A 25,675-nucleotide genomic window follows, 5' to 3' on the forward strand; every position below is an offset into this window, starting at 1 on the left:
TATAACCGTTTATCACAAAATCTTAACATTTTTACAGAATGATTGCTAGAATATGACTAATGCAAGAATAGCAGCAGCGAATAACCCGAGTATCACCGGCACGAAGTTTTTCCTGACCAGTTCCATAACGGAGACCCCACAAAAACCGGCAATTGCGATCAGTGAAGACCAGGCGACTATCGTTCCGCCTCCGGTCCAGATTGATCCCATCTGTCCGATGGCCGCGAGTGTACCGGCATCAACCGATGCGGTTTCCAGCGATGCAGCCAGTGCGCCGGTCAGCGGCAAACCGGAAAAACCGGAACCGTCAAGCCCGGTGATAATCCCAATAATCAGGATACTAAAGACCGTGAGCAGCGCACTTTCCGGCAAATAGCCCTGGGAAGCTTCAACCAGATCAAAGAGGAACCCGGGCGCATTTTCTTCGATACCAAGAATGTTTGCTGAAAAATCCGAACTGCCCATGAAAAAGAACCCTGCAATTGGGATAACCGGTCCCATTGCTTTAAATGCAAAGACAAACCCTTCTGTAATGTGGTTTGTAATGTAGTCCAAAGCTTTTTGACGCCCGAATGCTATCGTGGACAACAGCAGCAATATGACAGCAACACCACCGACGAATGCTGCGCCATCCCCGCCTTCAAACCCCGTCATTCTGCCTGAATTAAGCTTTGTGTACATCATGAAAATAACAACAGCCAAGAGAGATACCGGAACCAATACCGCAAACACTCTGCTCCACGTGTTTAAATGAGCTGACTTTGCTTTGTTTTCGGATTCTTTTTCCATTTGTATCTGGTTCATTTCAATTTCATTCTGTTCACTGTTTGTTGAACGGATGGTTTTCCGATACAAGATGTATGCTGTTCCAATGGCAACACCTCCGGCAATCAGTGACAAAATAATTGCTTTATCCGCTACAAGTGCAGTATCAATGCCCGCTGATGACGCCGACAGATTTGGAGCAACCTGCACAATGTAATCAGAGGACAATGCCATCCCCTGCCCCGCCAATGCAACTGCTACGGCGGCAGTCATTGCCGGAAGACCCGACCTGATGGCGGCCGGTACAAGCAGTGCACAAATCAATGGAACGGCAGGCGTCGGCCAAAAGAACAAAGATATCACGTAGGTTACCGCCACCAATACAAAAAACGAAATGTGTCCATTGACCATTAACTTCTGGATAGGCTGAATCATTCGCTTATCCGCACCAAGATCCCGCAAGGAATACAATAAAGCAATCATAAAAGTAATGATCAGAAAGATATTGAAAAGTTCTTTCGCTGCAACGAGGTTGGCATTAAAAATTGCGGTGAAGCCATCAACAATACTGCCCTGATAAACCCATGCGACTATAAATGTTCCCAATAAGGTTGGCAGAACAACACCCTTACGGAAAATCATCGTTAAAATGATCGTTAATGTGAATATACCGTATAGCCAATGTGAAAGGGTTATTTCCACGTCAAACACTTCCTTTCTGAACTGTGCTATAGCCTATGCACATCGAAAGGAAGCGGTGAAAATTTGCACCTCAAATTATGATTCTGAGGGACCAGCTTGTCGATATTAAGGTTTATCTATGTCGATTCTTTCTCATCAGCACATTCATTGCACAGAAGTTTGCCATTTTCCTGCACTCCGTCAAAAAAACCATTCTCACAATAAACGTTTGCACCGCATTCCTGACACTGTCCGATAAGTTCGCGCATGAAATGCCTCCCTTCTCTTTCCAGTATATACATAAAAAATAGCCCTTTGTATACAAAAAGGACTATTGTTTATACAGAATCTTTAAATGTCTCATCGTTCCCAGAGAACAAAACAAAATTAATACGGATGACAAACTTTCCTAGGCTGCCAGCAGCAACGTTCGCGGCTGTTTGTGAAACAGCAGGAAAACTGCAATCACGCTGATAATAATGGATGGAATGATATAGGAAGCGTTATACAGAAATGAGTAAACCCAGACAGACTGCGCATCCACAGCGGATTCAAAGAATACCACCCCTGCTGCAAAATGGGCTGCAAACCGGAGCATGCTTCCCAGAATCACTCCGAGTGTTATATACGTGAGATACACTTTTGTATTGCCTGACTGAACTGCTTGCTGGACTTGTTTTGCAAAAATACCGGCAAAACCGATTACAGTAAAGGCCAATGCATAATCAATAAACCCCTGTATCGGGTGCAGCACATACCCGGTGCCGACAGCTACTTGCAGAATTCCCCATAAAAACCCTGATAGGAGCCCGCCTTTCATACCCCAGCGATAAGCAATGATAAATACCGGAATCATCGCGAGCGACACCGATCCGCCCTGTGCCCAAAGCTTGATTGATAAAAACGGTATAATGTCAAGCATAAGTGCCAAAGCTGTAAAAACAGCAACTTCAATCAAAAATAACGTACGTTTGGAACGCATCAAAATCCTCCCCTTTGCTGATGGCGTCACGCCATCTGCTAAATTTGAACACAAAAAAAGCAATGCCAAGGGGAAGCTTCCTGATGGGAACTCCGCTCACATTGCTATCTATCCATCAAAAAAGCCACCATTCCTGCGTTAGTATTAACTAACAGGTTCGAAGGGTCAGAACAGCAACCTGTTCACTCTCAGCCAAATGGCTCCCCCTGCAGGCTTCTATGTCATGCTTTTTTTGCTGTTTGTATTATAACGTATTGATAAAACGTTTACAAATAATTCTTGTTGACTATAAGATGTTAACCCTTATAACAATTATTTTCGATTAATACTTCCTTTTGTTTCTTCCCTGTTTCGGTAACATAGTTATTTTTGAACCATGCCCAAACGGATGTAACCAATATAAAGAAAAATGAAATCGTCTGTTCGACCATTTCAGCGTCAATCGGAAGCGGCGATTTTCCGAACATAACGAGAAGCTGGTTTATAAGCGCCACAGCAAGTGCTGATGTTCGTATAACAGTGCCTTTATCCACAGTTCTTCCCCCTATCTGTCATTGCAGATCGCACTATTATTTTGTGCAGACAGACGGCTTTTTGGAACGGCTGTCATTCGAAAAATTCATGTAACCGCTTTTATTCCATCCATATTAAAAAACCCTCAGCAGTCCTGTGCGGGGTTTAGTTATTTCTTCTGATGTTTTCGCTGAATTGGAATAATGCCATTTGTTATTTTACCGGCTATAACGGCGAAACTGATTCCTGCAACAGCAATAATAATGATGATGGCCAGGAATTGAACAACAAAGGCGGTAATTTCACCTGAAATGGCAGATGTGATAGAGCGGCTGCCATAAAATAAAATGACTGCCGACACACTGACGATCCCGACAAACGTGATGAACACCCCGCCAATCTGTGCCATCGATAATTTTTTCCAGGTTTCCTTATGCTTAAAGGCAACATAAATCATATAACCAATTAAAACAAGTGCTATAAGTAAAGGTCGTGTCATTATATCTTCTCCTGTTTAGCGTCACGCTGACTGACGTTTCACTCTATCCATGAATGGGCGTATTTGTTTCGACTGATTGTTTCAGCGCCTGCAATATGTACCCAATCCCGTCGTATTGCACAAGGGGATAGACCCGGGGGATATCACTGGCGAAAGCCCCGTTAATGACGGGTTTATATTTTTTACCCGTAAGAACAACAAGCCGTTCGAACTGATCCAGCTGCTTATCTTTTACCTGCCTGGTTAATCTATCAAATGTTATAATCTCATCACTTTTTTGGCCAAACGTCACATCATACTGGCCGTCAACAATATCATCGGCAAACAAAAAACCATGCTTGGCAGAAAGAATCACCCACTGATTTGTGAACATTTCCGCATATTGTCTTGACCGCCTATGCAGTGTACCGATATAAGCATCTTCTGCACACACCGCCCCGAGTTCAGGCTGATTATCCCAGATCTTTTTCCTTCCGCATGGAATAATGCTCAACTCTGCCATGATCAACCACTCCAAATCTAATAATAAGTATAGCACGAAAAACAAGTTTAGCGAAATATAGACCCGGGAATTTTATACTGAATTCAAAATAAATATTGAATAATTACTTGACAATATTTATTTATAATTATATACTTGGTTACGTAAAGTAACTATTGGAGGGGATTTACATGGCAAGAGAAACTTTTAATGTTGACACAGTACACAGCGAAGTAGGATTTTCAGTAAAGCATATGATGATTTCGAAGGCAAAAGGTACGTTTGATGACTTTGATGCCGTCATCGAAACAGATCCTGAGAACCTGACAGATTCAAAAATTGAAGTGAACATTGATGTATCAAGTATTAATACAAGAAATAATGATCGTGATGATCATTTGCGTTCTGCAGATTTCTTCGATGTTGAGAATCATCCAAAAGCAACATTTGTTGCAACTGACATTAAGAAAAAATCCGAAAGCAACTATGATGTTACCGGTGATTTGACAATGATTGGCACAACAAAACCAGTGACACTTGACGTTGTATATAAAGGACAAAGCAAAGACCCAATGAGCGGTAATACAGTAGCCGGTTTCAGCGGCGAAACAACCATCAACCGTAAAGATTTCGGCCTGACTTGGAACGCTGCATTGGAAACAGGCGGCGTATTGGTCTCAGATGAAGTTAAAATCACTTTCGAAATTGAAGCACACAAATAACATAGCTGAAAAAAATGTCACCATAACGGTGGCATTTTTTCATTGTCTAGGAAATTAAACGATTCGGTACCTGTGGAATCATGGCGAATATCAGCAGAAGAAGCCAGGAATCTGCAGAAGATAGGATAAATCAACAGAAGAATAATAGAATCTCCGAAAAAGCGTCTACACTTGATAAAACAGCTGTCTGATTTGTTTTGAACTGTTGATATATAAAAATAGGCAAAGCTGTTGGACACTGCTTTTAATTACTTCGCTTTAAGCCCCCGCTGACTGAATTTGTTTTTACTAAGCATCCTAAGTTAATTGTTTGATTTTACCTATTTGGGGGTATGGGGTATCATAGACATAGATAGAGGTAATTCCAAAGGAGGATGTACATTGGCTTTGAATGTTACACAAAAACTGATTAAGGAGCATCTTCTATCCGGCGAAATGAAGCCTGGCGCGGAAATTGGTCTCCAGATTGACCAGACCCTGACACAGGACGCCACCGGAACAATGGTCATGCTCGAACTGGAGGCTATGGGACTGGACTATGCCAAAACCGAAGCCTCTGCACAGTATGTTGACCATAACTTAATCCAGGAAGACAACAAAAACCCGGATGATCACCTGTTTCTGGAGAGCGCGGCACAGCGTTTCGGTCTGTACTTTTCAAGACCCGGAAATGGTGTGAGTCACCCCGTGCATATGCAGCGGTTAGCTATACCCGGAAAAACGCTCCTTGGATCGGACAGTCACACATGTGCGAACGGATGCATGGGCATGCTCGCAATGGGCGCCGGCGGAATCGACGTAGCAATGGCCATTACCGGCGAACCGATTTACATTAAAATGCCGGAAGTAATGGGTGTCAAGTTAACTGGCAAACTGCCGGACTGGGTAAGCGCGAAAGACGTTATTCTGGAAATGCTCAGACGCCATGATGTAAAAGGCGGTGTCGGAAAAATCATCGAGTATTACGGTCCTGGTCTTGATGAACTGACAGCAATGGATCGCCATGTCATTGCCAACATGGGAGCAGAACTCGGCGCAACAGCCACTGTCTTCCCTTCAGACAATGAAGTCAAGCGATTTTTAGCCATGCAGGACCGTGAGGATGACTGGATTGAATTGATTGCTGACGATGATGCCAAATATGACCTGCATGAAGAAATCAACCTTTCCGAACTGGAACCATTGGTCGCCAAGCCAACCAGCCCCGGAAATGTCGTTCCTGCCCGGGAACTTGCCGGGACCCCGATTTATCAATCTTACATTGGTTCATCAGCCAATCCGGGATATGGGGACTTCGCCGTCGCGGCTGAAATCGTAAAAAACCGCAACATAGCAAATGGCGTATCATTCGATATCAACCCGACATCCAGACAGATGCTTACAAATCTTGTGAAAGAGATGCATATTGCAAGCCTCTTGCAATCCGGCGCCAGACTTCACCAGGCCGGGTGCAACGGCTGTATCGGTATGGGGCAGGCGCCTGCATCAGGACGTAACAGCTTACGGACAACACCGCGTAACTTCCCTGGCAGATCCGGCACAAAAGAAGACAGTGTATTCCTGTCCGGTCCGGAAACAGCAGCAGTATCTGCATTGACCGGCGAAATTACCGACCCAAGAACAATGGATTTTCCTTATCCGAAAGTGACTGACCCAAGCGAGCCGAATGTAGATGATCGCTTGCTTGAAAAACCATTGCCGCCGGAAGAGGCACAAAGCAAAGAACTTGTTAAAGGGCCAAATATAGCATCCATTCCGGCTATGGACGGTTTGCCGGATTCATTGGATCTGCCGGTATTATTAAAAGTCGGCGAAAACATTTCTACCGACGAAATTCTTGCCGGTGGCGCTCGTGTCCTGCCATACCGCAGTAACCTGCCGGAAATCAGCAAGTTCACGTATGAAATCGTCGACCCAACTTATGTTGACCGGGCAAATGCGACGAAAGAAAAATCCGGACATGCCATTGTCGGCGGATTTAACTACGGCCAAGGGTCAAGCCGTGAACATGCAGCATTAGCGCCCCGTTACCTCGGCTTGCGCGCCGTTCTTGTAAAAGATTTCGCCCGTATCCACTGGCAGAACCTTGTAAACTTCGGTGTCCTGCCGCTTAAGTTTACGAATGAAAAAGATTATGAAAAACTTGAACAAGAAACAGTCCTCCATTTTGAGGATTTGCGCAACCAAGTGAAAAACGATGACCATATAAAACTGACTGTAGGAGACAGCGGTGATGAAATTACTGCTGAACATAATCTGTCCGAACGTCAGCGCGAGGTCGTCCTGAGCGGCGGATTAATCAACTGGATCAAAGAGCGCCAGCAAAATACAACGTCATAATATAAGGTTGCTTCCTAAAAAATTGTTGCTTTGACGCAAAGTCCATAAACTGCGACATAACTTAAGGTATAAGTTGGTGCGTCTTCTGCCGCTCCGGATATACACGCCGCTTTCCGCGGGCGGCTGATGAGCCCACGGAAAGCGAGTATATTCCAGCTGCGTGGTTAGAGATTCTCGCTAACTTCTGGTTTATGTCGCAGTTTATATCAACTATGAAGAAGCAACACTTTTTACGAAAAAAGCCTAACCTAGAAAACCCGCCTGTTCCCTTTCAATGGGAGCAGACGGGTTTTTCAATTCCATTATTCATGTCAGCTATACTTACGACCGTTTTCGCATTAACCATAAGAAGTATGGTGCACCGATAATGGCAACCAAAATGCCGGATGGGATTTCATTTGGTGCGAGCAGTGTGCGGCTAAGTGCATCAGCAACCACCAGCAGCGCACCCCCGACAAGCATCGCCACGGGCAGCAGCCGCTGGTTTGATGAGCCGACAAGCAGCCGGGACAGATGTGGCGCAATCAGTCCGATAAAGCCAATCGACCCAACGGCTGCTACGCTGAACGCCGCCAGTACTGTCGCTATTAATGCGAGCTGAAACCGTGTGCGCATGACATTGACTCCAAGCCCTTTCGCCGTATCATCCCCGAGAGATAATGTATCAAGGATGCGAATCCGCATAAATAACAACGGCATCAAAATGAGAATAGGCCAAATCAATAAATTAATGAGTTCTGACCAGCCTCTGGCATAAGTTGTTCCTGACAGCCACGTTAAAGCGGAAGCAACACCCATATCGGCCTGAACGACCAATATTTGAATAATTGCCGAACCAAAAGCCGACACACCAATACCGAGCAGTGCTAAGATAGTCGGCTTAAATTGTGCCCGTATGGCCATAAGCATTACAAACAGGAAGAATACAAATGAACCGGCCATGGCTCCGATCGGAATCCAAGCAGCCGATAAACTGAAAACATACATCGTCAGCAGCGCCCCGACTCCTGCACCAGAAGTAATGCCAATTACCGAGGGATCTGCCAGCGGATTCCTCAGAACCCCCTGAAAAAGCAAGCCGCTGACAGCAAGAATCATCCCGCTGATCAAGGCGACCAAAGCGCGGGGCAAGCGTAAATCCATCACCAGACCAAGCATAAAACCGTCTGATTCCCCAAATAGTGCGTTCCATAGTAGAACCGGTTCAAACCCATAATTACCGGATGCCAGACTAACGAACATCGTTACAGCTATAATAACAGCTAAAATGGGGATGACAACTTTCAGCGATATCTTTGCTGTTGCTTTTCCGGCAATGATAGAGGCATTTTCATCTCCATACTTAGACCCTTTCATCTGCATAACCAAATAAATCAGCCACGGCGCTCCGATAAGTGCGGTGATGGCACCAACAGGCAGTTCAGAAAACGATGGATCAATAATACGCGCCAAAACATCCGCAAACAGCAGGACATTGGCTCCCCAAATAAACGACGCTATCACAAGCGGCAAATGTTTCCGATAGCCGATCAGTTTAATGATATGTGGTGCCACAAGACCGACAAATCCAATCGGGCCAACGACACTGACTGTAACAGACGTCAGCAGTACAGCTGCTCCGACCGCAATAAATTTAACTGTGTGCACATTCTGCCCCAGTGCAGTCGCAACATCATCCCCCAGCTTAAGCGTGTCCATCTTGAAAGTCATTAATAAAATAACCAGAAGACCGGCTGCCACAATCGGCAGTGAAAATTGGACACCACTCCAATCATTTTGCACCAGTGTACCGGATCCCCATAAAAACAAGCCGGCTGTTTCATTTTCATAAAAAATCTGCAGAACACTCGTCAGTGATGAAAACAGAAACGTCACAATCATACCGGCCAATACCATGCGAACCGGTGATGCCCTGTTACCGCCGGAGAGAGTAAACACAATTAAAAATGTTATCACACCGCCGGCAAATGCCACAACAATGCCATTCCCGATTAATGCTGCCGGGAAAAACACCGTACAGAATACAACCGCAAAATACGTACCAGAATGAATTCCCAGCGTACTTGCCGATGACAGCGGGTTTCGCGTTACTGTTTGCAGAACGACCCCCGATACAGCAAGCGCACCACCGGCAATAACGCCCATCATAGCACGCGGGAGACGTAATGTGCGGACTGTATGATGTTCTAAATTATTCTCAGGGGCAATAATCGCATCAATAACTGTGCTGGGCGCTAGCGAGACACTTCCCTGGTTAATATGTATAAATGTAAGTATGCACAAAAGCGCGGCTCCACCTCCAAAGGTGAGAACCGCTATCACTAAGTTCCGTAAATTATTAGTCATCAAATCACTCTTTTACCATGGCATCCACCAATTGTTTGGCCAACACCTGATTAGACAATACACCTCCGAAAGTCCACGTATCACCTGGCAGTTGATGTGTATTGCCATTCTGAACAAAACTCAGATTTTCCCAGACAGGGTTTCCTTTAAAGTCAGATTCAAAAATATTGTCTTCCTCTTGAACAATATACAGAAATTGCAGGTCCTCTTTATTCTGAAACTTCTGCAGTGCTTCCACCGTTACCTCACTATACCCGTATACTTCCGGCTCATCGACCGAATAAGCATTTTCAAACCCGAGTTTATTCATCACTTTGCCTACCATGGAATTATCTGTGAACAAGCGTAATGTCGGCGTGTTCTGTGCCGTGAACGCCTGTGTTGCGACAAATTGCGATCCTTTCAGTCCTGCATCTGCAACACGCTGGCTTTGCTCATCGATAAATGTATTTAAATCTGAAATAGCCTGCTCAGCCTCATCTTTTTTATCGACTATTTTTGCCATTGTTTTAAATTCACTAAGCATGTTGCCGTAATGATCCTGAATTGCCTCTTCACCATAGGGCGCAAACGTAACCACCGGCGCAATTTCTTTCAACTGATCCAGATATTGCTCATGGCGGAATTTTACCGCGATAATTAAGTCCGGATCCTGGCGTCTGATCGCTTCCAGATTTGGTTCTTGCCGTGTCCCAACGTCCTCTACACTTTCATCGAATTCTTTATCGATATTCACCCACTGATCAAAGCCGTCCAAATCGGCTACACCTGCCGGCTGAATACCCAAAGCAAGCAGGTTTTCAGCATACGACCATTCAAGTGCAACGATGTTTTCAGGTGTTTGTTCAATTGTTTGGGTACCCATCGCGTCTTCTATCGTTACTGACTGGCTGCTGTCTTCACTGCCTCCGCTGTCCTTATTACTGTCTTCCCGTTCAGTGCTCTCGTTATTGCCGCATGCAGCTAACAACCCGATGAGCAACAATAGAACTAAAATCGCTATTTTCTTCATGATTCACGCTCCTCCATCCCGCAGTTAAACCATTCGATGGAATCCTCCACAGGCATCCGGCCTTTGCTGCGGGGGGTTAATTTTGGATAACCAATTTGTACAACTGCCACCAGCCGATGTTTTTCAGGTGACAGGCCGATGTCGTTGATGAATACTTCATCTCGAAGTGTTGGCTTGGCAGTCCACATTGTCCCAATCCCCTTCGCCCATCCTGCAAGCTGGAAATTCTGAATGAATGCACATACCGCTGCATAATTCTCATCATCCAGGTATCCACCATCGTCTTCCTTTTCCATATAAAAAAGTGCATGGTGCGGAACGGATCGGAAAAACCGATCATATGATTGCCGGGCACGTTTTAATTTTTCGTCCGTAAGCGAATCCAAGAGCCCGAGTCTTATGTAACTGTCAACGATTTTTTCACCAAACGCTGACCTCGATTCACCCTCATACATTTTAATTTTCCAGGGTTCTTTCAACTGATGGTTCGGGGCATATGCCGCCTCATTAAACAAGTGAATCAGTAACTCTCTATCCACTTCTTCGGGATGATAGTGAAGAATGGTTCGTCTCCCCCGAATTACTTCAAAAATATCGATGACACTCACCTGCTTCAAAGATTAAAGTGAAACTTTATTCAAGCGGCGTTTTTCCCCGCTGAATGTTAGTTAAAACGAACCGGGAATTTACGGACAACTGACCCTGTTTAGCTTTACTCATTTATTTAAAATATTAAAGCGGAGTTCTCGTTGCCTGTAAAAGAGATATAAATGAAAAAGATTCTCATTATCAATTATAATATTACGTCGGATGACCTGACCTGTCAAGATATTTTTAAGCATTCGTCATTTTAACGAATCTATTTTCATATTCGCGCTTCTTCCTCTGGTTGCCGGTATTATCATAAAAAGCAATCACATCAGCAAGCGCATTTTCCAGAAGTTCCCAATCTTTTGTCAGCTCCAGCTGCTCGATGGCGTTTTCATAGCTTTTCCCGGCTTTTTGTATGCTGTTCTGTTCCATATGCTCAAGGCAATACGCATATTGCATGTAAATCATACCAAGTTTGCGGTGCGATGTATGCCGCAGACGTTTATAGATATCAATCGCCTCATCGTAATATGAGACTGCCTCAGTCAATTTAGACTCATGAAAGTAATAAAACGCCATCTCAGTCAGTGCCTCTGCATGGGTCATTCCATCTTCCAGTGACGACCCTTCCAGCAGTTTGAGCGCCTCTTTCAGATATGGATAAGCTTTTTCGTTATCATTCTTGCTGCCATAGGTCTTCGCAATGGTCACCAGGCTGTTGATTTTCAGGTCCGGATTCGTGTCCCCGGCCATGTCAATCACTTTTGTCAGGTAATGAAGTGATTCGTCTGTTTCTCTTTTCATTGAATACATCATGCCGATTTTGAAATGAATGTATAAAATCATATGTTGATCAGGTGTTTCGTCCTCCTGAAAAAATTCAAGTCCTTGTTTAAAATATTTGATGGCACGCACATATTTTTCCAGATTTTCCTCTGCTTCAGCCAGCACTAGATAACCACGGGCCAATTTTATTCTATCGGCTTCATGATCGTCTTCCATCTTCTTGACAGCTGCGCTTAAAATACGGCGGGCAAGTTTAAAATCACACATGAACGCCAATTCGCCAAGCAGCATCCAATCAATGTCAGAGTGACCATACAATTCGGAAATGATCTCGGAGGATGCTCTTCCTTCCCCGATTTCCGAGTGGCAAATCGCATCGACCATTTTCAATTTATCCGAAAGCTGTCCATCCAAGTCGCTTCCAGCCTGCAGATCTGCTGATTTTGACAGGACATTCGGATAGTGTTCGCGATTAAACTCTTCCAAAAGCTCCTCAAGCTGTTCCCTATATTTCGATGACATATTATCCTGAAAATGATCATTCAAATTCAATATATCCATAGCCATAACCAATACTCCCCTCCCCTCTAAATTATAGCCAAATTCCCCGTTAAATGAAAGCGGGGATTTACCCCGCTAAATTATGACGGTTCTGAAGATAAAATTTCAATCGTCATATTGCCATCGTCAGCCGATGCACGTATCAGAATCGGTCGTTTGTGCTTGTTGGTGAATGCGAAGTCAGGGCCATACCAGCTGACGGTTGCATCACGTCCGGGCGGTACATAAGGGACACTCCGGCTGTGCGAATAACGCTCTGTTATCTCAATATTTTTCAAGTTGACCGCATTATATAGTGTCGATGAAACCTGACAAATTCCCCCGCCAATATCTTCGGTCAGTTCACCTTTCACAATAACCGGCGCACGTTTATAGCCCTTTTCTTTCGTGCGTTTACCAACAACATCGTTAAAAGAAAAGCTCTCACCCGGAAAAACCACATGATTATTAATCGCCTCGGCAGCCAGCTCGATATTTCGCGACCTTTCTTCATTGTTTTTTTTGAAATTTGTCGTGTAGTGTCCAATCTTATGTTCACGGATTTCTGCAAGCAGTTCGCTGTCAACCCGCGGATAGACCTTCCTTTTAGGCAGTGCTGTCTCTTCAGGTGTTCCTTGATAAAAGTAACCCAAAAATAATTTGTGGAACTTCTGACGGTCAAGCGCTCTTCCTGGCTCTTCTTTTATGATTTGTCCATCCTCATCCAATTTTGCATTAATAGGATCTTCATATATTTTTTCATTTAGAACATCCATTTGCAGTTCCAGCTTGGCATCGTTCACCCATAACCGATCCGCATAAAACAGTTCAAAATCTTTTTTCACGATTTTATCCACCACCTGATCATCGTCGGTAACCGTCAATGGCGCCGATGCCAATAAAAAGGACAGGATAACGGTCATCATCCAACCACCTCCTGTCCTGTAGTATTTGATAATAGGATAAAAACATGAATGCTGAAACTGAAAGCTGACCTTCTACAATGTTTTCTAAACTTAGATTAAAATAAATAAATCGCAAAGACGATAAGGGAAGCTGCAATCGTAACCCCATAAATTGCCAGTAGTATGGGTATATTGGATTTTAATGAAGATGATTCATATTCATGTGACCGTCTTAACTGTTCTTCAGACGTGTCGCCTTCCTCTTCATACTTTTTCATTTTGTTTTCTTCTTGTTTAAATGCAAAAAACGTTCCGCCCATAGCGGCAATAAATAAAACAACCAGGAAAACAATCAATTCAATACTCATTATAAGACCTCCCTATCGCTATTATATATGAATAACTTCATGAACACCGTGATATATATCACAATTTAATAACAAAAGTGGATGTCCCCGTGTACTCATAGAAGATACAAAAAACCACCCCGCCTGCGAGGCAAGGATGGTTACATGTACAGGCTTCCGTCAATTAACGGAAATCCCTTGTGTCCTCAAGCGAACGTGTAGCCGCTGTGTACCCTACAACTGCTGCAAGTGCCAGCAAAAACACATATAATATTCCGTTTTTCATGAAAATGTCCCTCCTCAATTGATTAAAGCATGCGTAGTTTTCCTTTTTTCAAGATAAGTTTCGGTCCGCCAAGCAAGAAGAGGTAGCGGTTGTCGATTACTTTTTTCATGGATACTGCGGGTTTGCCATACAATTTATTGTCACTGAATACCGTGCCCATAGCATCTTTACTGCCAAGAGAAGCTACAGTACCTTTATCATCAAACACGAATTTACTTAATGGTTCATGACGCAACAGCGCTTTTAGATTGTCCGAGCATGTATCAGCATGCTGCATGGCTGCTTGTGCAGTCGGCGGGAATGGTTTTCCTTCTTCTTCGTTCATAACCCATGCACAGTCACCAAGGATGAAGATATTTTCTTCGCCCGGTGCACGCATGTCCCCGTCCACTGTCACTTTTCCTTTTGTAATTTCAAAACCGGATTTAGATAATATGGAACTTCCTGTTACACCGCCAGTCCAGACGATGGTTCCGGCTTTGATTTCTTCAGCGTCATCACCATCACCAATAACAAAGCTGTTTTTCTTGCACTCAGAGATTTTTGCACCTTCTCTGAATTCAACACCGCCGTCACCCAGAGACTTCTTGGCATATGCGACGAGGTCATCATCAAAACCAGGCAACACGCGCGGCATAGCTTCAACATTAATGATACGGACTTTGCTGCGGTCAATATCATATTTTTTGCAAAGTTCCGGTACCTTCTCAACCAGTTCACCGGCAAATTCGATGCCGGTAAAACCGCCGCCGCCGACAAGAATTGCCAGATCTTCATCTTTTGGATTTTTGGCCGTACTGTATTTCGCAAATTGATACTCGATATGCTCGCGGATCATACGGCTGGAGTCGATATCAGTAATGGAAAACGCATTTTTCTCCATGCCTTTAATGCCGAATGTATTCGTTTCGAACCCGAGGGAAATGACAAGATAATCGTATGTAATCTCACTGTTTTTCAGGACAACACGATTCTCGTCTTTTTTCACGTCGACAACTTCATCGTAAATCAAGTTGACACGGCTCGGATTAATCACGTCACTGATCATCATGCGTGCCTGATTTTGATTTCTTGTCCCGGCGGCCACCTCATGCAGCCATGTAGTCTGATAATGGTAGTTATGCTTATTAACGAGCACCAACTCCGCTTCTTCAGGACTTAATTTTTGCATTAATCGTTTTGTGGTCATCATTCCGGCATAACCGGCGCCAAGAACGACTATTTTGGGTTTACTCATATAACTTCCACCTTTCCTGATTGGTTTAAAGCCTCTCTGTTAAGATGCATATTTCATGTCAAATTTATCATATCAAATCTACCCTATTTAGGCTAGCAATTCAATACATTGACACCCGTTTTTTGTCAAAAACACTAAAATCATTTAAAGTGAAACTACATTCAGCGGGGCGCTTTTTCCCCACTGAATGTTATAGATTAACAGAATGCTTGTCCCGGGTCTTCCTGAAAACCCGGAATGGGACCTTACTGCCCCTTAAGGCGGGATAAACTTAGCTTGAGGTGACTTATGGGAACAATTGTGATTGACCGACATGACAGTGCTGTTAAAGAGTTGGGAGAGTCCGATCCGCAAATGAATAAACTAATAGAAATTGTCGGGAATGTAACAGTTTCGACACGCCCTGACTTTTTCAAATCATTGGTCCGCTCAATTGTAGGCCAGCAAATTTCGGTGCAGGCTGCAAGCACCATTTTCGGACGTCTTGAAACGTTATTTGAGAATCGTATTGAACCGGCAGCTATTTTGGAGGTATCCGATGAACAGTTGCGGACAACCGGCCTTTCCCGGCAAAAAATTAAATATTTGCGCGACTTGACCGCTAAAGCGTATGACAACACAATTAACTTTAACCAAATGAATGATATGGATAATACATCGGCCATCAAACTGCTGACAAGTATTAAGGGCATCGGAAAATGGACGGCTGAGATGTTTTTGATTTTTTCACTCGGCAGGATGAATGTTCTCGCTGTTGATGATATCGGCATCCAGCGCGGCGCAAAGTGGCTGTATGAAGTGGATAAGTCTGAACGCCGACGGGTTTTACTTGATAAAAAACCTGTTTGGGACCCCCATTTGACTATCGCTTCGTTTTATTTATGGGAAGTCGTTCATTTAGGTTTTGATAAGAAATATCAGTCGATTGATGAGATCAAGAGATATTAGCAATTCATTGACGGCTGGCACCCGGTAATCTGCAAAATATCAAATTTGTGTACTTTAGCATTTCGAACCTTCATCAGTGGGAACTCCCGGCGGGGTGCGGGGCAAGCTGCCCTGAAACATCATCCTGTTGTGATAATTCAGCGCCTTGTGCCGGTTTCCGTAAGCCTGGCATCCACATTTACGCTAATGGGCATTTCCGGATAGACTTCCTTAAAATGCTGTTTATCATAATTCCGGTTACTGCTCTTGACATCCCCTTCAATTCCAAGGGGGTCAATATTCAATTCCTGAAAACGCTTGATCAGTTTTTCCGCTTTTTGTGTTAAATCTTTTTGGATATCTTTTTCAATCGCTGGCAATCGATTTGTGGGCTTCCGGCCGGTGAATTCCCTGATAACACCCCGAACCTGCAGATTAACCGTTACCTCGCCGCTTTCTTTTTTGGCTTCAAAAGCCACATCTTTGTCTGATTCAACATTTTCAATCGATATGTAATACTTGTCATTTTTATGCTGGAAAGATCCATCACTGACATTTTCGTATAACAATTTAAACACATCCGCATCCTTGATCGGTAATTTATCAACATATTTATCACCGTCAAAGAGTGCGATTGACTGCAGTTCCGGCTTTTTGTTTTCAATACTGAACATCGGTAGTATCGGATCAGTGGTTTCACTCTGCCAATCGGATTCAAATTCCTTTAAATTCGTTTGCGGCAAATTCCCGTGCTTGATATTATGTTCAAATAAATCGGTAAAAAACATACCTCTGCCCTTACTGGTTTGCACTGAATTTATTAGCTCAAGCGTCGATCCTTCTGTTACTGCCAGGTATACCTTACCGCCAATAGATGGATCTCTCCTCATAAATTCAACGAAATTTTTGATACCCCGTTCTGCTAACTCCCGATTATAAAACACAACCTTGAGTTTACCGCTCAACAATCGTTCAGTCGCTTTCGCATTCAATTTAACCCGATTTTCATATACTGTATCAGCGGTATCTGTATAAATAAAATCTTCCACTTTACCCTGCGGCAAATATTTGGGTGCCACAACGGTGCCCCGGAGCGTATCTTGTTCAGTTGCATCGTACCCTACTACTGTAATCATTTGAATCATATCAATCACTTTCGTCGGCATCTGAACATTAAACAGCAAACTTGTAATCAGAAACACGAAAAAAACAACATATTTAAGATACATCTTTCCGCACCTTCCTGCGAATAAAGTTAATTACAAACAACACCGGTATGTAGATGAACAGTAACACAAGACCAATTTTGCCGGCTGTATCATTTAATATATTCACACCTTCTCTTCCTGAAAATATAACACAAGCTATGAATAAAATGATCAGCAGGACAACAGCCGCTTTTTTATGGGCAACACCAAAGGTACGGTGGATCACACGTGCTGAGGCCCACATGAACAGTACAACGTTTGACAAAATCGTAAAGAACAGTGTGGCAATCCCAAAGAATTCAAAGCGTTCCATAAATGGCATTTCGATAATTTTCCAGAGCCCCAATGTTGCCCAAATGACTTCTTCCAATTCACTCTGATTATAAAAAACATATGCAATCAGACAAACAGCCAGATATAAGCCTGTCGTATAGAAATTCCCGTAATGGGCATATTTTTGCGATTTATGGGATTCTTGTATGAACGGGTAAAAGACAAGAAGTGCTGAAATGCCCATAAAATTAAGAACGGCTAAGCTTGACGATTGCATAATTTCGGTAATGGTATGATCCATAATTGGCAATATATACGTAATATCCGCATAATTCAGCGGGAAAAACAGCGTCAGGTTTAAAAAAAACGGGTATACGATGCCTAGGAAACATACCCCGACAACTATCCGGAATTGATCAGATATCGTATAATAAATCAGCGGCAGCAGCAGCAATAACATTGCCCAGACTTTCAAATGAGGAAACATCCATACTTGGACAATCTCGATATACGTCCGCAGCACGACCGTAGCCATTAAAAGTAAATAGATCGTAAATATAAGCGTCAAAAAATTTCCGATCCACTTCCCATACGTTAACTGATGGATCGCAATAATATCGCCCTGCTCGTCATTCTTAAGCATCTGGTACATAGTCCATATGATGATGCTGATACCAATACCGGCAATGATTATTGATATCCAGGCATCATGACCGGCGTATTTATTAATGATGCTTTGAAACCCAAGGTATCCTACACCTATTTGGGAAGCTGAAATGAGAAAAAAGACCATCAGCCCTGATACTTTATCATCGCGTGAAATCATCATCTATCCCTCTATTTGTCATTTTCATTAGCAACAGGCCGCTTAACTTTACTTGGACGTACTTGAAATGGACGTTTATTTTGCTTGCTAAACGGCAGACGGATTAAGGCATCTTTGAAATCTTGAGGCCTGAATGGAAAAATCGGTGCAAAGAACGGCCTTCCAAGTGATGTCAGCCTTAGCAGATGCACCATAATATAAGCAATAGCAACTGTCAGACCAATCAGACCATAAACATGAGAAATAATCAGTAACGGAAAACGGATCAGCCGGATCGTGTTACTCATTTTATACACTGGTGTTGTAAAAGACCCCAAAGCGGCCAATGCAATAACAATCAGCAGCACATTACTTGTCAGTCCGGCTTCTACGGCTGCCGTTCCGATAACGATACCACCCACAATACCGATCGTCTGGCCGATTTTGGTCGGCAATCTGGCACCCGCTTCACGCAGCAATTCAATGGTGAATTCAAGAATGATTGCCTCCATTACCGGTGGAAATGGCACCTGCGTTCTGGAATGGACAAGTGTCACAAGCAGTGTTTGCGGGACGATTTCAAAATGATGTGTCAGGATTGCAACGTATAACGGCGTGACTAAAATTGAGAAAAATACGGCAATTAAACGAATCATTCGGAATGCCGACGCAGTCATCCAGTTTAAAAAATAATCCTCAAACGCGGAAAAGAATTCAATCAATGTTGTCGGTCCGAGTAAAACATGTGGCGAACCATCAACAAATATGGCAACTTTTCCTTCAGCCAGTACAGCGGCAATCCGGTCAGACCGCTCAGTATCCAATAACTGCGGAAATGGGGAATTTTTGTTATCAGCAATTGTCTGCTGGATAAATGAACTGTCGATCACCTGATCAATTTCCACATCTTTAATGCGCTGTACTGCGGTATTGACATTTTCCTCATCAGCTATTCCATCGATTGAGACAACAGCTACCTCTGTTTTCGTGATCGTACCGACTTTTAATTTCTTAACACTTAATTCGGGAATCGCCAGCCTTTTCCGGATCAGATTCAGGTTCGTATCAATATCTTCAACAAATGCTTCTTTCGGTCCGACAACACTGAATTCGACTTCGGGAATGGTGACCTGGCGTTTTTCGTCAAGCGGAAGCGGAATCAGCAAATACGACGGGCTGACATTCTCCATGTAAATAAATACGAAACCTTTCACAAGCTTTTCATGAATTTCATTCTGACCCGGATTATCCAATAACTCGGTTTTGGTGAACGGGATATGATCTTTCAGTTCGGTCAAATCTTTATACATGTACTCCTGCATTCGCGGCAAAATATATTTTTCCAGCTTTTCAGGATCAACAGCTGTTTTTAAATAACCTAAATGAATGGTGCCGTTATCATGATTAAGGTTATAGTAAAGAAATCCATCTTTCTTTTTTAATTCATGTAACAGCTTGTCAAAATCCCTTTGCACTCTTTTCTGCGACGTTTTCTTATTCATGAGAACATCCTTCTGAACTAACCGATATGTTGACTTTAGTATGAAAGATTAAGAAAGTTATTATTCACAATACCGGATAACGGGTTAGCAATCTGTATTGACTTATATGTCCTTATGATTAGTCCCGAAAAACTGGATTCACTTCCTTCATTCGGACAGGGAACTGGGTGGAAAAAGTATTAATTCAAATACATATTTTCCAAAACATGTGGCACGATAGATACGGAGCGCTTTTGCAGCGCAATATTTTAACTGGAGGTTCTACTTATGGCACAGCAAAACCAACAACAGCAACAGCTGCAGCAAGCGGTTCAACAGGCTCAGCAGGCGCAGCAGGCTGTACAGCAAGCACAGGCAAGTGCTGATCCGCAACAGTTGCAGCAAGCTCAGCAGCAGGTTCAGCAGGCTGAACAGCAACTGCAAAATGCTCAACAGCAAGCTGGTGGCGCTGCACAACAAAATCAGCAGGCTCAGCAAGCTCAGCAGCAGCTGCAGCAAGCTCGTCAACAGGCTCAGCAAGCTCAGCAAAACAACAGTCAACAATAGTTGACGGGATAAAAAAAGGGAGTCCTCATATGGGCTCCCTCTGCTATTGATTTACCAAAATCTCAATTATTTTATCTTCTATCCCCGGTCCATCATCTTCATCCAGCAAGTTATTAAGCATGATAGAAAATATAATTTTTCCGCCGCTCTCCGTTTGTGCATAACCGGAAAGCGAACTGACACCATCAATTGTCCCCGTCTTAGCCTGTACATTGAGATTATCCATTCGATATCGCAGTGTCCCGCCGGCCATCCGGTCTGATTTTCTTGAATCTGGAAGGGAATTTAAATATGTCCCAAACCATTTCTCGTCTTGCACGTTATACAGCAATTTGGATATTTCATCCGGCGGCAGGAGATTCATATGCGAAATCCCTGATCCATCCCGTATGACAGTCGTATCAATTTTAACACCGAAATCTTCCATTTCCGACTCCACTGCATCCAGACCTTTTTCCCAGCTGCCTTCATTATGGACAGCTTTACCCATTTCTTTTACAAGCATTTCGGCATGCGTGTTGTTGCTTAATTTCATGAATGGTAAGAGCAGTTCGGAAAGTGGTATGGATTTATCTGTATACAGCACGTGAGCTTTCTCCGGAGCTTGTCCTGTCTTCACTTTGCCGGTCCATGTGATTCCTTCTCTCACCAGTGCTTGTCTGAACAGATCCATCGCATATTCGGTCGGTTCCCAGACGGCGATCCATTCCTTGACGGTTTCTGAATCGGCCGGGATGGACCCGTCAATTGTAATCCTATTCTCCCCATGAATCCGATTGAACGTTAACTCTTCTTCGCTCTCTGATACAGCCGTTTTAGCATTATTTCTGATCTGCACATATTCTGTATCAGGTGTTACTGTAACATCCGGCTGTTCCCCGGCATCACCCGGATCGACTTCAACAATAACCGTACCGGCATCAAAATCTTTATCAGGTGAAACTGTTAAAGCAGAAATCTGCGCCCCATAATACCAATGCTCATCACTCCAGACAAGATTAGGCGACAAGCGAACATCGTCATACCACGTATCGTCGGCAATAATATCCCCGTCAATCATATCAATCCCGTTTTCCTTCACTTTCTTCGCAAACCTGTCAAAGTCTTCAGGCATTAGTGTCGGATCACCTCTTCCTTTTAGAAACAGATTTCCGTTTAATTGATTATTTGCAGTGGAGCTGCCAGCCAGCACCTCTGTGGAAAACGTGTGATTTTCGCCTAATACAGCAAGTGCTGCCGCAGCGGTTAATAATTTCATATTGGAAGCCGGCCGCAGCCTGACATTCCCCATATGATCATAAACCTTTTTCCCTGTTTCCGCATCACGGATACTTATCCCCGTAATAGCCCCTTGCAGTTTCGGTTCATTTTCAATCAAATGATTTAGTTTTTCACTCATCGTACCGCGCTCTCCTCCCTCGCTTTCTGTATGGTCCGATTTATTGACAACGAATGCCCCTGCCAATAAAACGGTTATAAAAAGAAAGAGCATTCCAAAGCTATAATGTTTTGCGGTCATAAGAATCACCCCGATAAACCTCATATCATATTTCGCCGTAGTCAGTATTAAATCCTTCTTTGTATAGGACCTTTCCAAAATGATGTACTCAGTGCAGATAATTTATACCGTTCATAATCGATTTTCAGCATAAAGAAAGAGCCTCTTTTTGAGAAAGAGACTCCATTTTCCGTTAAGGTGAAAATTGAATGAGCGCTGGCTCCTCATACTGCAGGCCAGTTAATATACAATACGCTGCAGTGGCGGCTTTGCCAGGGCGATTGTAGGACTGACCGTAAAAACAGGCGCTTGACTCCCAGGTTCCACGCTGTGAAAAGGTTATCTTTCTTCCAACTTTCGGTCAATCGTTCCTTCTTTATAGTCATCTGATACTTGTTCGTGCGTTTCCGCCATCCCCTTATCAAATTGTGTATTGCCGAAATAATTTTCCGGTTCATAGTCCTTCTCGGCAATGTTGCGGCTGTCTTCCGGATTAACTTTATTTCGCTTCTTTTTCGACATTCCTAACCCTCCATTTGGTTCATTTCTTGTTAGGTTGTCCAAACATTGCCGGTTGTAATGTTTCCTTTTTCTGGAATTGTAATTGCCCAATCGCCGGCAAATTCGGTTGGTTTTAGTTTCCTAATTCGCTTCTTTAATACGATGCGAATGAGTGTAGACGTTCATTTTGCCGGCTCTGGCAAATCCGATGACCGTAATGCCCAGATCATTTGCCAATTGGAGTGCCAGGTCTGTTGGTGCAGATTTTGAAATCAGAATTCCCGCGCCGATTTTAGATATCTTAAGCAACACTTCAGAGGAAATCCGACCGCTGAACACAATCAATTTATTTTTAACCGGAACACGCTGCTGCAGGATATGCCCGTAAATTTTATCGAGGGCATTATGTCTGCCAATGTCCATCCGAATGGCATGCATTTCATCAGGCGTCGCCAAGGCTGCATTATGAACACCGCCGGTCCGGATGAATTGTTCTGATTCCGATTGCAGCTGATTCATCAGGGTATAACACTGATCAGCTGTGACTGACAGACGGCTGTAGACTGTTTTGGCCGTTCTGACATCACTTTTAAAATAAAACTGCCGGCTCTTCCCGCAGCAGGATCCGATAAAACGTTTTGAGTGATCCTGCGGGATGGTGTCGATATTTTTAGTGATATCGATGTAAGCAAACCCTTTGCCTTCATCGACTGATATACTGCTGATTTCATTATACGAACGGATAACCCCTTCTGACGCAAGAAAGCCTACTGCCAGTTCCTCCAAATCGGTCGGTGAACATACCATTGTAGCAAATTCTGCACCGTTTAATATAACTGTCATAGGAAATTCTGTGGCGATCTCATCATCCAGTGATAATGGGTCCTCCCCATCAAACCGGATAACCTGCCAATTATGTTGTGTATTATTCATCCAATCACCTTCCAGGTCAACTTCCGTTCAACATTCCAAACATTTTATATACGATATATTTTTTCTATTCTGTCAATTAAATTATCATGAAAATGGTCAGAACACAACTGATTCAGCTTTTATGATTCATAATGAAAGACTGCCATTATCAATTGCAATGGCAGTCCTCTCATCCAAATTTGCCTGCTTAATCGAGCCGTTTTTGCATTAATGTTGTAACTTCCTCAAAACCAAGTTTCCCATAAAGCTGTTTAATTGAATTGCCGGCAAACACATTAAGCTGAACGGCAGCATACCCCGACTGCTGCAACCTTGCTATAGCTTCCTTACATAACTTTGTTGCAATCCCCTGCTTCCGGTATTGCCGCAGGACATAAAGTTCTGGAATGACACCTACAGGTTTGTCTGTATAATAGTCAATTGTACTCCCGACACCTATCCACCCCTGAAGGCTGCCATTGCCTGTATGCACCAGATAATAGCCCCCGGAAGCCAAAAGCGGAGAAATCATTTGCTGGGCTTTTTCCTGTTCCTCAGGAATATGCCCCACACTTGATTCTTTTAAAACATCCATTGAATGGCGGATAATCTCCCGGGTTTCACGTTCTGTTGCTTTTCGAATCGTCATCCGTTTATACAACTCCTATGAACTTGCTGAATCAGCGCTTAATAAATTTTGTGATCAGTGGGCTTACCTGTCCGTACAGCTTGCCGACTTGTTGTGCTGTTGTGGTGATTTTATCAATATCCAAATTTCCTTCCTGATCCCGGAATTGATTCAGGATATTTTGCCCGGCCGGATGCCGATTTCCCTGCATTGGCGGACGGGGCGGATGCATCGGAGGACGTGGCGGGGGCATAGGCCTGCGCGGTCTTCCAAGATAAATCATGAGAACACCTCCCTATTTACGCTTTAATATATCCTATTCAAACAGCCAGCTATATGAAAAGGTGTCCGTCTAAGATATGGACAGTAACAGAGACATGGCAAATGACATAGTCTATCAGATACAAAATGTTTAGGAGGAATGCTATGCGTGTCATTCGAACTGATAAATGGTTATTGGATGCTTATGATCAGCCGCTTGAACTTTGCGAAAAACTTAAACATCTATTTGATGAAGATGTGTCAGCCGGGGAAATCCATCAGCACTTAATCGTGCATGGAATGTACCGCGAACCGCTCAAAAACGGGGATGAATTGATTAAAGAATTGCAGAAGCGCCGCATCTGGCAGATTGTGCAGCAAGAAGCGAAAGAATTGCAGAAAGAATGGAACGGACCGGTTATTCCGATTTTCATATTGCCTGCCGATACAAATAATCGAAAATTAAGGCATGAACAAAATGGAAAATCGGGGCTAAGTTTTCCCGACAAACTGTTTTTATTTGTTTCAGAAATGAATACGGAAAAAGAAATCCGCGCGCTGTTGACCCATGAATACAATCACATCTGCAGATTATCCAAATACAGCAAAAAGGAAGCTGAATACACATTACTTGATACCGTGATATTGGAAGGGCTGGCTGAAAACGCCGTCCGTGAAAGGTTCGGTGACCAGTATACAGCTCAATGGACAGCATATTATTCCAATACACAATTGGAAAGGATATGCATGAACCTGATACTGCCGAACCGGAATACCCCGAAATCAGGCCGGAAGCATGCACAGCTATTATATGGTTTTGGTTTTTTCCCAAAAATGGCCGGCTATTGCGCAGGATATCACCTGGTAAAAAACTACATGAGTAAAGAAAACGTACCGTCACAAGACTTACTGGGAGTTAAATCGGAACAAATAATCGAAAAAACAGACGAAGCCTGATCGCCTGTTTTATTCGATTTTAAAGAAACAAGCCTTTACCAGTAGAAAAATGGAAGCAAAACCAAAGTACCTATCGCGCCCAATGCGATACCATAGGCAAAACCCGGACCATATCCATACCCCGGTCCGTAAAAACCATACCCGAAACCGCCTAAACTCCCCCTGCGGCGAAACGGCTCTATAAACACACGATGATTATCAACATTTCGGATAATGCCACGGTGAACCCCACCATCACGGGTCGTTATTTTGACAGGTCTGCCTTTATTTTTACAGCATAATTCATGATAATACCTGGCCGACATCCTTTCACCTCCATATTACTGAAACTCACGACATTATATGTATTTGGCAAAGTTTCAGTAAGAGGCAGCTGTATTGGGGGATCAGCGGAAAAACATATCAGCCCAAACGGCATTTGCCTGAGCCCAATTACCGTAATTTGGGGATGTACCCATATCAATCTTCATTCACCTACATATATTACTAACAAACGGTTATGGAGGTGTTGATGAATGAGTGAATATGGTGGAGCAGGATACGGTGGAGGTTTTGCCCTAATCGTAGTCCTATTTATCCTGTTAATTATCGTCGGCGTTGCTTACGTTGGCTATTAATGCAAAC

At 43.5% G+C, this 25,675-nt stretch carries 28 protein-coding genes and 1 riboswitch; of the genes, 6 read left to right on the plus strand and 22 right to left on the minus strand.

Going from position 1 to position 25,675, the window contains the following annotated elements; all coding sequences use genetic code 11:
* Positions 1-45: 45 nt before the first annotated feature.
* The 6 genes from VK097_RS07710 to VK097_RS07735 form a co-directional block, all read right to left on the minus strand.
* A complete protein-coding gene (locus tag VK097_RS07710) occupies positions 46-1,467 on the minus strand; it encodes a hypothetical protein (RefSeq protein WP_324211226.1) in 1,422 nt (473 codons plus the stop codon).
* A 116-nt stretch (positions 1,468-1,583) separates the two neighbouring features.
* The gene (locus VK097_RS07715; protein WP_324211227.1) at positions 1,584-1,715 is read right to left on the minus strand and encodes a hypothetical protein; all 132 of its coding nucleotides are present in this window, start codon (positions 1,713-1,715) and stop codon (positions 1,584-1,586) included.
* A gap of 140 nt (positions 1,716-1,855) precedes the next feature.
* Complete coding sequence (thiT, locus tag VK097_RS07720; RefSeq protein WP_324211228.1) at positions 1,856-2,428, minus strand: energy-coupled thiamine transporter ThiT; 573 nt, start codon at positions 2,426-2,428, stop codon at positions 1,856-1,858.
* A 113-nt stretch (positions 2,429-2,541) separates the two neighbouring features.
* A riboswitch (TPP riboswitch) is annotated at positions 2,542-2,645 on the minus strand.
* Between the two features lie 79 nt (positions 2,646-2,724).
* Positions 2,725-2,961, minus strand: a complete 237-nt coding sequence (locus VK097_RS07725) for a phage holin (RefSeq protein WP_324211229.1) — start codon at positions 2,959-2,961, stop codon at positions 2,725-2,727.
* A gap of 149 nt (positions 2,962-3,110) precedes the next feature.
* Positions 3,111-3,440, minus strand: a complete 330-nt coding sequence (locus VK097_RS07730) for a hypothetical protein (RefSeq protein ID WP_324211230.1) — start codon at positions 3,438-3,440, stop codon at positions 3,111-3,113.
* A gap of 43 nt (positions 3,441-3,483) precedes the next feature.
* The gene (locus tag VK097_RS07735) at positions 3,484-3,942 is read right to left on the minus strand and encodes a DUF6884 domain-containing protein (protein ID WP_324211231.1); all 459 of its coding nucleotides are present in this window, start codon (positions 3,940-3,942) and stop codon (positions 3,484-3,486) included.
* Positions 3,943-4,112: 170 nt separating this feature from the next.
* Between VK097_RS07735 and VK097_RS07740 the strand changes: the two genes are divergently transcribed.
* Positions 4,113-4,643 carry a YceI family protein gene (locus VK097_RS07740; RefSeq protein WP_324211232.1) on the plus strand — a complete coding sequence of 177 codons (531 nt, stop codon included), beginning with the start codon at positions 4,113-4,115 and terminating at the stop codon, positions 4,641-4,643.
* 381 nt (positions 4,644-5,024) lie between these two features.
* Positions 5,025-6,983 (plus strand): aconitate hydratase, encoded by a 1,959-nt coding sequence (locus VK097_RS07745; protein WP_324211233.1) that lies wholly within the window; start codon positions 5,025-5,027, stop codon positions 6,981-6,983.
* Positions 6,984-7,304: 321 nt separating this feature from the next.
* Here the strand turns inward: VK097_RS07745 and VK097_RS07750 are convergent, their stop codons facing one another.
* From VK097_RS07750 to VK097_RS07780, 7 genes are all read right to left on the minus strand, one after another.
* On the minus strand, positions 7,305-9,329 hold the full coding sequence (locus VK097_RS07750) for an iron ABC transporter permease (RefSeq protein ID WP_324211234.1): 2,025 nt from the start codon (positions 9,327-9,329) through the stop codon (positions 7,305-7,307).
* Positions 9,330-9,333: 4 nt separating this feature from the next.
* A complete protein-coding gene (locus tag VK097_RS07755) occupies positions 9,334-10,341 on the minus strand; it encodes an ABC transporter substrate-binding protein (protein ID WP_324211235.1) in 1,008 nt (335 codons plus the stop codon).
* Complete coding sequence (locus VK097_RS07760) at positions 10,338-10,949, minus strand: nitroreductase family protein (RefSeq protein WP_324211266.1); 612 nt, start codon at positions 10,947-10,949, stop codon at positions 10,338-10,340. Before VK097_RS07760 ends, VK097_RS07755 begins: the two co-directional genes overlap by 4 nt.
* A gap of 226 nt (positions 10,950-11,175) precedes the next feature.
* Positions 11,176-12,285: a tetratricopeptide repeat protein gene (locus VK097_RS07765; RefSeq protein WP_324211236.1), complete on the minus strand. Its 1,110-nt coding sequence runs from the start codon at positions 12,283-12,285 to the stop codon at positions 11,176-11,178.
* Positions 12,286-12,359: 74 nt separating this feature from the next.
* Positions 12,360-13,184 carry a VanW family protein gene (locus VK097_RS07770; RefSeq protein ID WP_324211237.1) on the minus strand — a complete coding sequence of 275 codons (825 nt, stop codon included), beginning with the start codon at positions 13,182-13,184 and terminating at the stop codon, positions 12,360-12,362.
* Between the two features lie 95 nt (positions 13,185-13,279).
* Complete coding sequence (locus VK097_RS07775; protein WP_324211238.1) at positions 13,280-13,531, minus strand: hypothetical protein; 252 nt, start codon at positions 13,529-13,531, stop codon at positions 13,280-13,282.
* Positions 13,532-13,818: 287 nt separating this feature from the next.
* A complete protein-coding gene (locus VK097_RS07780; RefSeq protein ID WP_324211239.1) occupies positions 13,819-15,033 on the minus strand; it encodes an NAD(P)/FAD-dependent oxidoreductase in 1,215 nt (404 codons plus the stop codon).
* Positions 15,034-15,321: 288 nt separating this feature from the next.
* On the opposite strand from VK097_RS07780, the gene VK097_RS07785 reads away from it, so the two are divergent.
* Complete coding sequence (locus tag VK097_RS07785) at positions 15,322-15,981, plus strand: DNA-3-methyladenine glycosylase family protein (protein ID WP_324211240.1); 660 nt, start codon at positions 15,322-15,324, stop codon at positions 15,979-15,981.
* Between the two features lie 137 nt (positions 15,982-16,118).
* Here the strand turns inward: VK097_RS07785 and VK097_RS07790 are convergent, their stop codons facing one another.
* From VK097_RS07790 to VK097_RS07800, 3 genes are read right to left on the minus strand one after another with little or no spacing between them, the layout of a single operon-like run.
* A complete protein-coding gene (locus VK097_RS07790; protein WP_324211241.1) occupies positions 16,119-17,189 on the minus strand; it encodes a Ger(x)C family spore germination protein in 1,071 nt (356 codons plus the stop codon).
* Positions 17,179-18,267: a GerAB/ArcD/ProY family transporter gene (locus VK097_RS07795; protein WP_324211242.1), complete on the minus strand. Its 1,089-nt coding sequence runs from the start codon at positions 18,265-18,267 to the stop codon at positions 17,179-17,181. The genes VK097_RS07790 and VK097_RS07795 overlap by 11 nt, the downstream gene beginning before the upstream one ends.
* Positions 18,268-18,278: 11 nt before the next feature.
* The gene (locus VK097_RS07800) at positions 18,279-19,748 is read right to left on the minus strand and encodes a spore germination protein (protein WP_324211243.1); all 1,470 of its coding nucleotides are present in this window, start codon (positions 19,746-19,748) and stop codon (positions 18,279-18,281) included.
* Positions 19,749-20,015: 267 nt separating this feature from the next.
* Between VK097_RS07800 and VK097_RS07805 the strand changes: the two genes are divergently transcribed.
* Entirely contained in the window at positions 20,016-20,294 is a 279-nt protein-coding gene (locus VK097_RS07805; protein ID WP_324211244.1) for a hypothetical protein, read from the plus strand.
* A gap of 43 nt (positions 20,295-20,337) precedes the next feature.
* Here the strand turns inward: VK097_RS07805 and dacB are convergent, their stop codons facing one another.
* From dacB to VK097_RS07830, 5 genes are all read right to left on the minus strand, one after another.
* A complete protein-coding gene (gene dacB / locus VK097_RS07810; RefSeq protein ID WP_324211245.1) occupies positions 20,338-21,813 on the minus strand; it encodes a D-alanyl-D-alanine carboxypeptidase/D-alanyl-D-alanine endopeptidase in 1,476 nt (491 codons plus the stop codon).
* Positions 21,814-22,131: 318 nt separating this feature from the next.
* Positions 22,132-22,314 carry a YozQ family protein gene (locus VK097_RS07815; protein WP_324211246.1) on the minus strand — a complete coding sequence of 61 codons (183 nt, stop codon included), beginning with the start codon at positions 22,312-22,314 and terminating at the stop codon, positions 22,132-22,134.
* Between the two features lie 120 nt (positions 22,315-22,434).
* Positions 22,435-23,226 (minus strand): formate dehydrogenase accessory sulfurtransferase FdhD, encoded by a 792-nt coding sequence (gene fdhD, locus VK097_RS07820; protein ID WP_324211247.1) that lies wholly within the window; start codon positions 23,224-23,226, stop codon positions 22,435-22,437.
* Between the two features lie 187 nt (positions 23,227-23,413).
* Positions 23,414-23,854, minus strand: a complete 441-nt coding sequence (locus tag VK097_RS07825) for a GNAT family N-acetyltransferase (RefSeq protein WP_324211248.1) — start codon at positions 23,852-23,854, stop codon at positions 23,414-23,416.
* A 31-nt stretch (positions 23,855-23,885) separates the two neighbouring features.
* Positions 23,886-24,116 (minus strand): YppG family protein, encoded by a 231-nt coding sequence (locus tag VK097_RS07830; protein ID WP_324211249.1) that lies wholly within the window; start codon positions 24,114-24,116, stop codon positions 23,886-23,888.
* Between the two features lie 143 nt (positions 24,117-24,259).
* On the opposite strand from VK097_RS07830, the gene VK097_RS07835 reads away from it, so the two are divergent.
* On the plus strand, positions 24,260-25,051 hold the full coding sequence (locus VK097_RS07835) for a DUF2268 domain-containing putative Zn-dependent protease (RefSeq protein ID WP_324211250.1): 792 nt from the start codon (positions 24,260-24,262) through the stop codon (positions 25,049-25,051).
* 35 nt (positions 25,052-25,086) lie between these two features.
* Here VK097_RS07835 and VK097_RS07840 read toward each other — a convergent pair whose 3' ends face one another.
* On the minus strand, positions 25,087-25,356 hold the full coding sequence (locus VK097_RS07840; RefSeq protein ID WP_324211251.1) for a hypothetical protein: 270 nt from the start codon (positions 25,354-25,356) through the stop codon (positions 25,087-25,089).
* 210 nt (positions 25,357-25,566) lie between these two features.
* Here VK097_RS07840 and VK097_RS07845 point away from each other — a divergent pair, with 210 nt between their 5' ends.
* Positions 25,567-25,668, plus strand: coding sequence for a YjcZ family sporulation protein (locus VK097_RS07845; protein ID WP_188633791.1), 102 nt, complete (start codon positions 25,567-25,569; stop codon positions 25,666-25,668).
* Positions 25,669-25,675: the final 7 nt, after the last annotated feature.

The sequence above is a fragment of the Lentibacillus sp. genome, assembly GCF_035301675.1.
Taxonomy (GTDB): Bacteria; Bacillota; Bacilli; order Bacillales; family Amphibacillaceae; genus Lentibacillus.

Coding starts and splice junctions, on each gene's coding strand:
- VK097_RS07715 (WP_324211227.1), bottom strand. CDS start 1,715: ATGCGCGAACTTATCGGACAGTGTCAGGAATGCGGTGCAAACGTTTAT.
- thiT (WP_324211228.1), bottom strand. CDS start 2,428: ATGCGTTCCAAACGTACGTTATTTTTGATTGAAGTTGCTGTTTTTACA.
- VK097_RS07730 (WP_324211230.1), bottom strand. CDS start 3,440: ATGACACGACCTTTACTTATAGCACTTGTTTTAATTGGTTATATGATT.
- VK097_RS07735 (WP_324211231.1), bottom strand. CDS start 3,942: ATGGCAGAGTTGAGCATTATTCCATGCGGAAGGAAAAAGATCTGGGAT.
- VK097_RS07740 (WP_324211232.1), top strand. CDS start 4,113: ATGGCAAGAGAAACTTTTAATGTTGACACAGTACACAGCGAAGTAGGA.
- VK097_RS07750 (WP_324211234.1), bottom strand. CDS start 9,329: ATGACTAATAATTTACGGAACTTAGTGATAGCGGTTCTCACCTTTGGA.
- VK097_RS07755 (WP_324211235.1), bottom strand. CDS start 10,341: ATGAAGAAAATAGCGATTTTAGTTCTATTGTTGCTCATCGGGTTGTTA.
- VK097_RS07765 (WP_324211236.1), bottom strand. CDS start 12,285: ATGGCTATGGATATATTGAATTTGAATGATCATTTTCAGGATAATATG.
- VK097_RS07770 (WP_324211237.1), bottom strand. CDS start 13,184: ATGATGACCGTTATCCTGTCCTTTTTATTGGCATCGGCGCCATTGACG.
- VK097_RS07775 (WP_324211238.1), bottom strand. CDS start 13,531: ATGAGTATTGAATTGATTGTTTTCCTGGTTGTTTTATTTATTGCCGCT.
- VK097_RS07780 (WP_324211239.1), bottom strand. CDS start 15,033: ATGAGTAAACCCAAAATAGTCGTTCTTGGCGCCGGTTATGCCGGAATG.
- VK097_RS07785 (WP_324211240.1), top strand. CDS start 15,322: ATGGGAACAATTGTGATTGACCGACATGACAGTGCTGTTAAAGAGTTG.
- VK097_RS07790 (WP_324211241.1), bottom strand. CDS start 17,189: ATGTATCTTAAATATGTTGTTTTTTTCGTGTTTCTGATTACAAGTTTG.
- VK097_RS07795 (WP_324211242.1), bottom strand. CDS start 18,267: ATGATTTCACGCGATGATAAAGTATCAGGGCTGATGGTCTTTTTTCTC.
- VK097_RS07800 (WP_324211243.1), bottom strand. CDS start 19,748: ATGAATAAGAAAACGTCGCAGAAAAGAGTGCAAAGGGATTTTGACAAG.
- VK097_RS07805 (WP_324211244.1), top strand. CDS start 20,016: ATGGCACAGCAAAACCAACAACAGCAACAGCTGCAGCAAGCGGTTCAA.
- dacB (WP_324211245.1), bottom strand. CDS start 21,813: ATGACCGCAAAACATTATAGCTTTGGAATGCTCTTTCTTTTTATAACC.
- VK097_RS07815 (WP_324211246.1), bottom strand. CDS start 22,314: ATGTCGAAAAAGAAGCGAAATAAAGTTAATCCGGAAGACAGCCGCAAC.
- fdhD (WP_324211247.1), bottom strand. CDS start 23,226: ATGAATAATACACAACATAATTGGCAGGTTATCCGGTTTGATGGGGAG.
- VK097_RS07825 (WP_324211248.1), bottom strand. CDS start 23,854: ATGACGATTCGAAAAGCAACAGAACGTGAAACCCGGGAGATTATCCGC.
- VK097_RS07830 (WP_324211249.1), bottom strand. CDS start 24,116: ATGATTTATCTTGGAAGACCGCGCAGGCCTATGCCCCCGCCACGTCCT.
- VK097_RS07835 (WP_324211250.1), top strand. CDS start 24,260: ATGCGTGTCATTCGAACTGATAAATGGTTATTGGATGCTTATGATCAG.
- VK097_RS07840 (WP_324211251.1), bottom strand. CDS start 25,356: ATGTCGGCCAGGTATTATCATGAATTATGCTGTAAAAATAAAGGCAGA.
- VK097_RS07845 (WP_188633791.1), top strand. CDS start 25,567: ATGAGTGAATATGGTGGAGCAGGATACGGTGGAGGTTTTGCCCTAATC.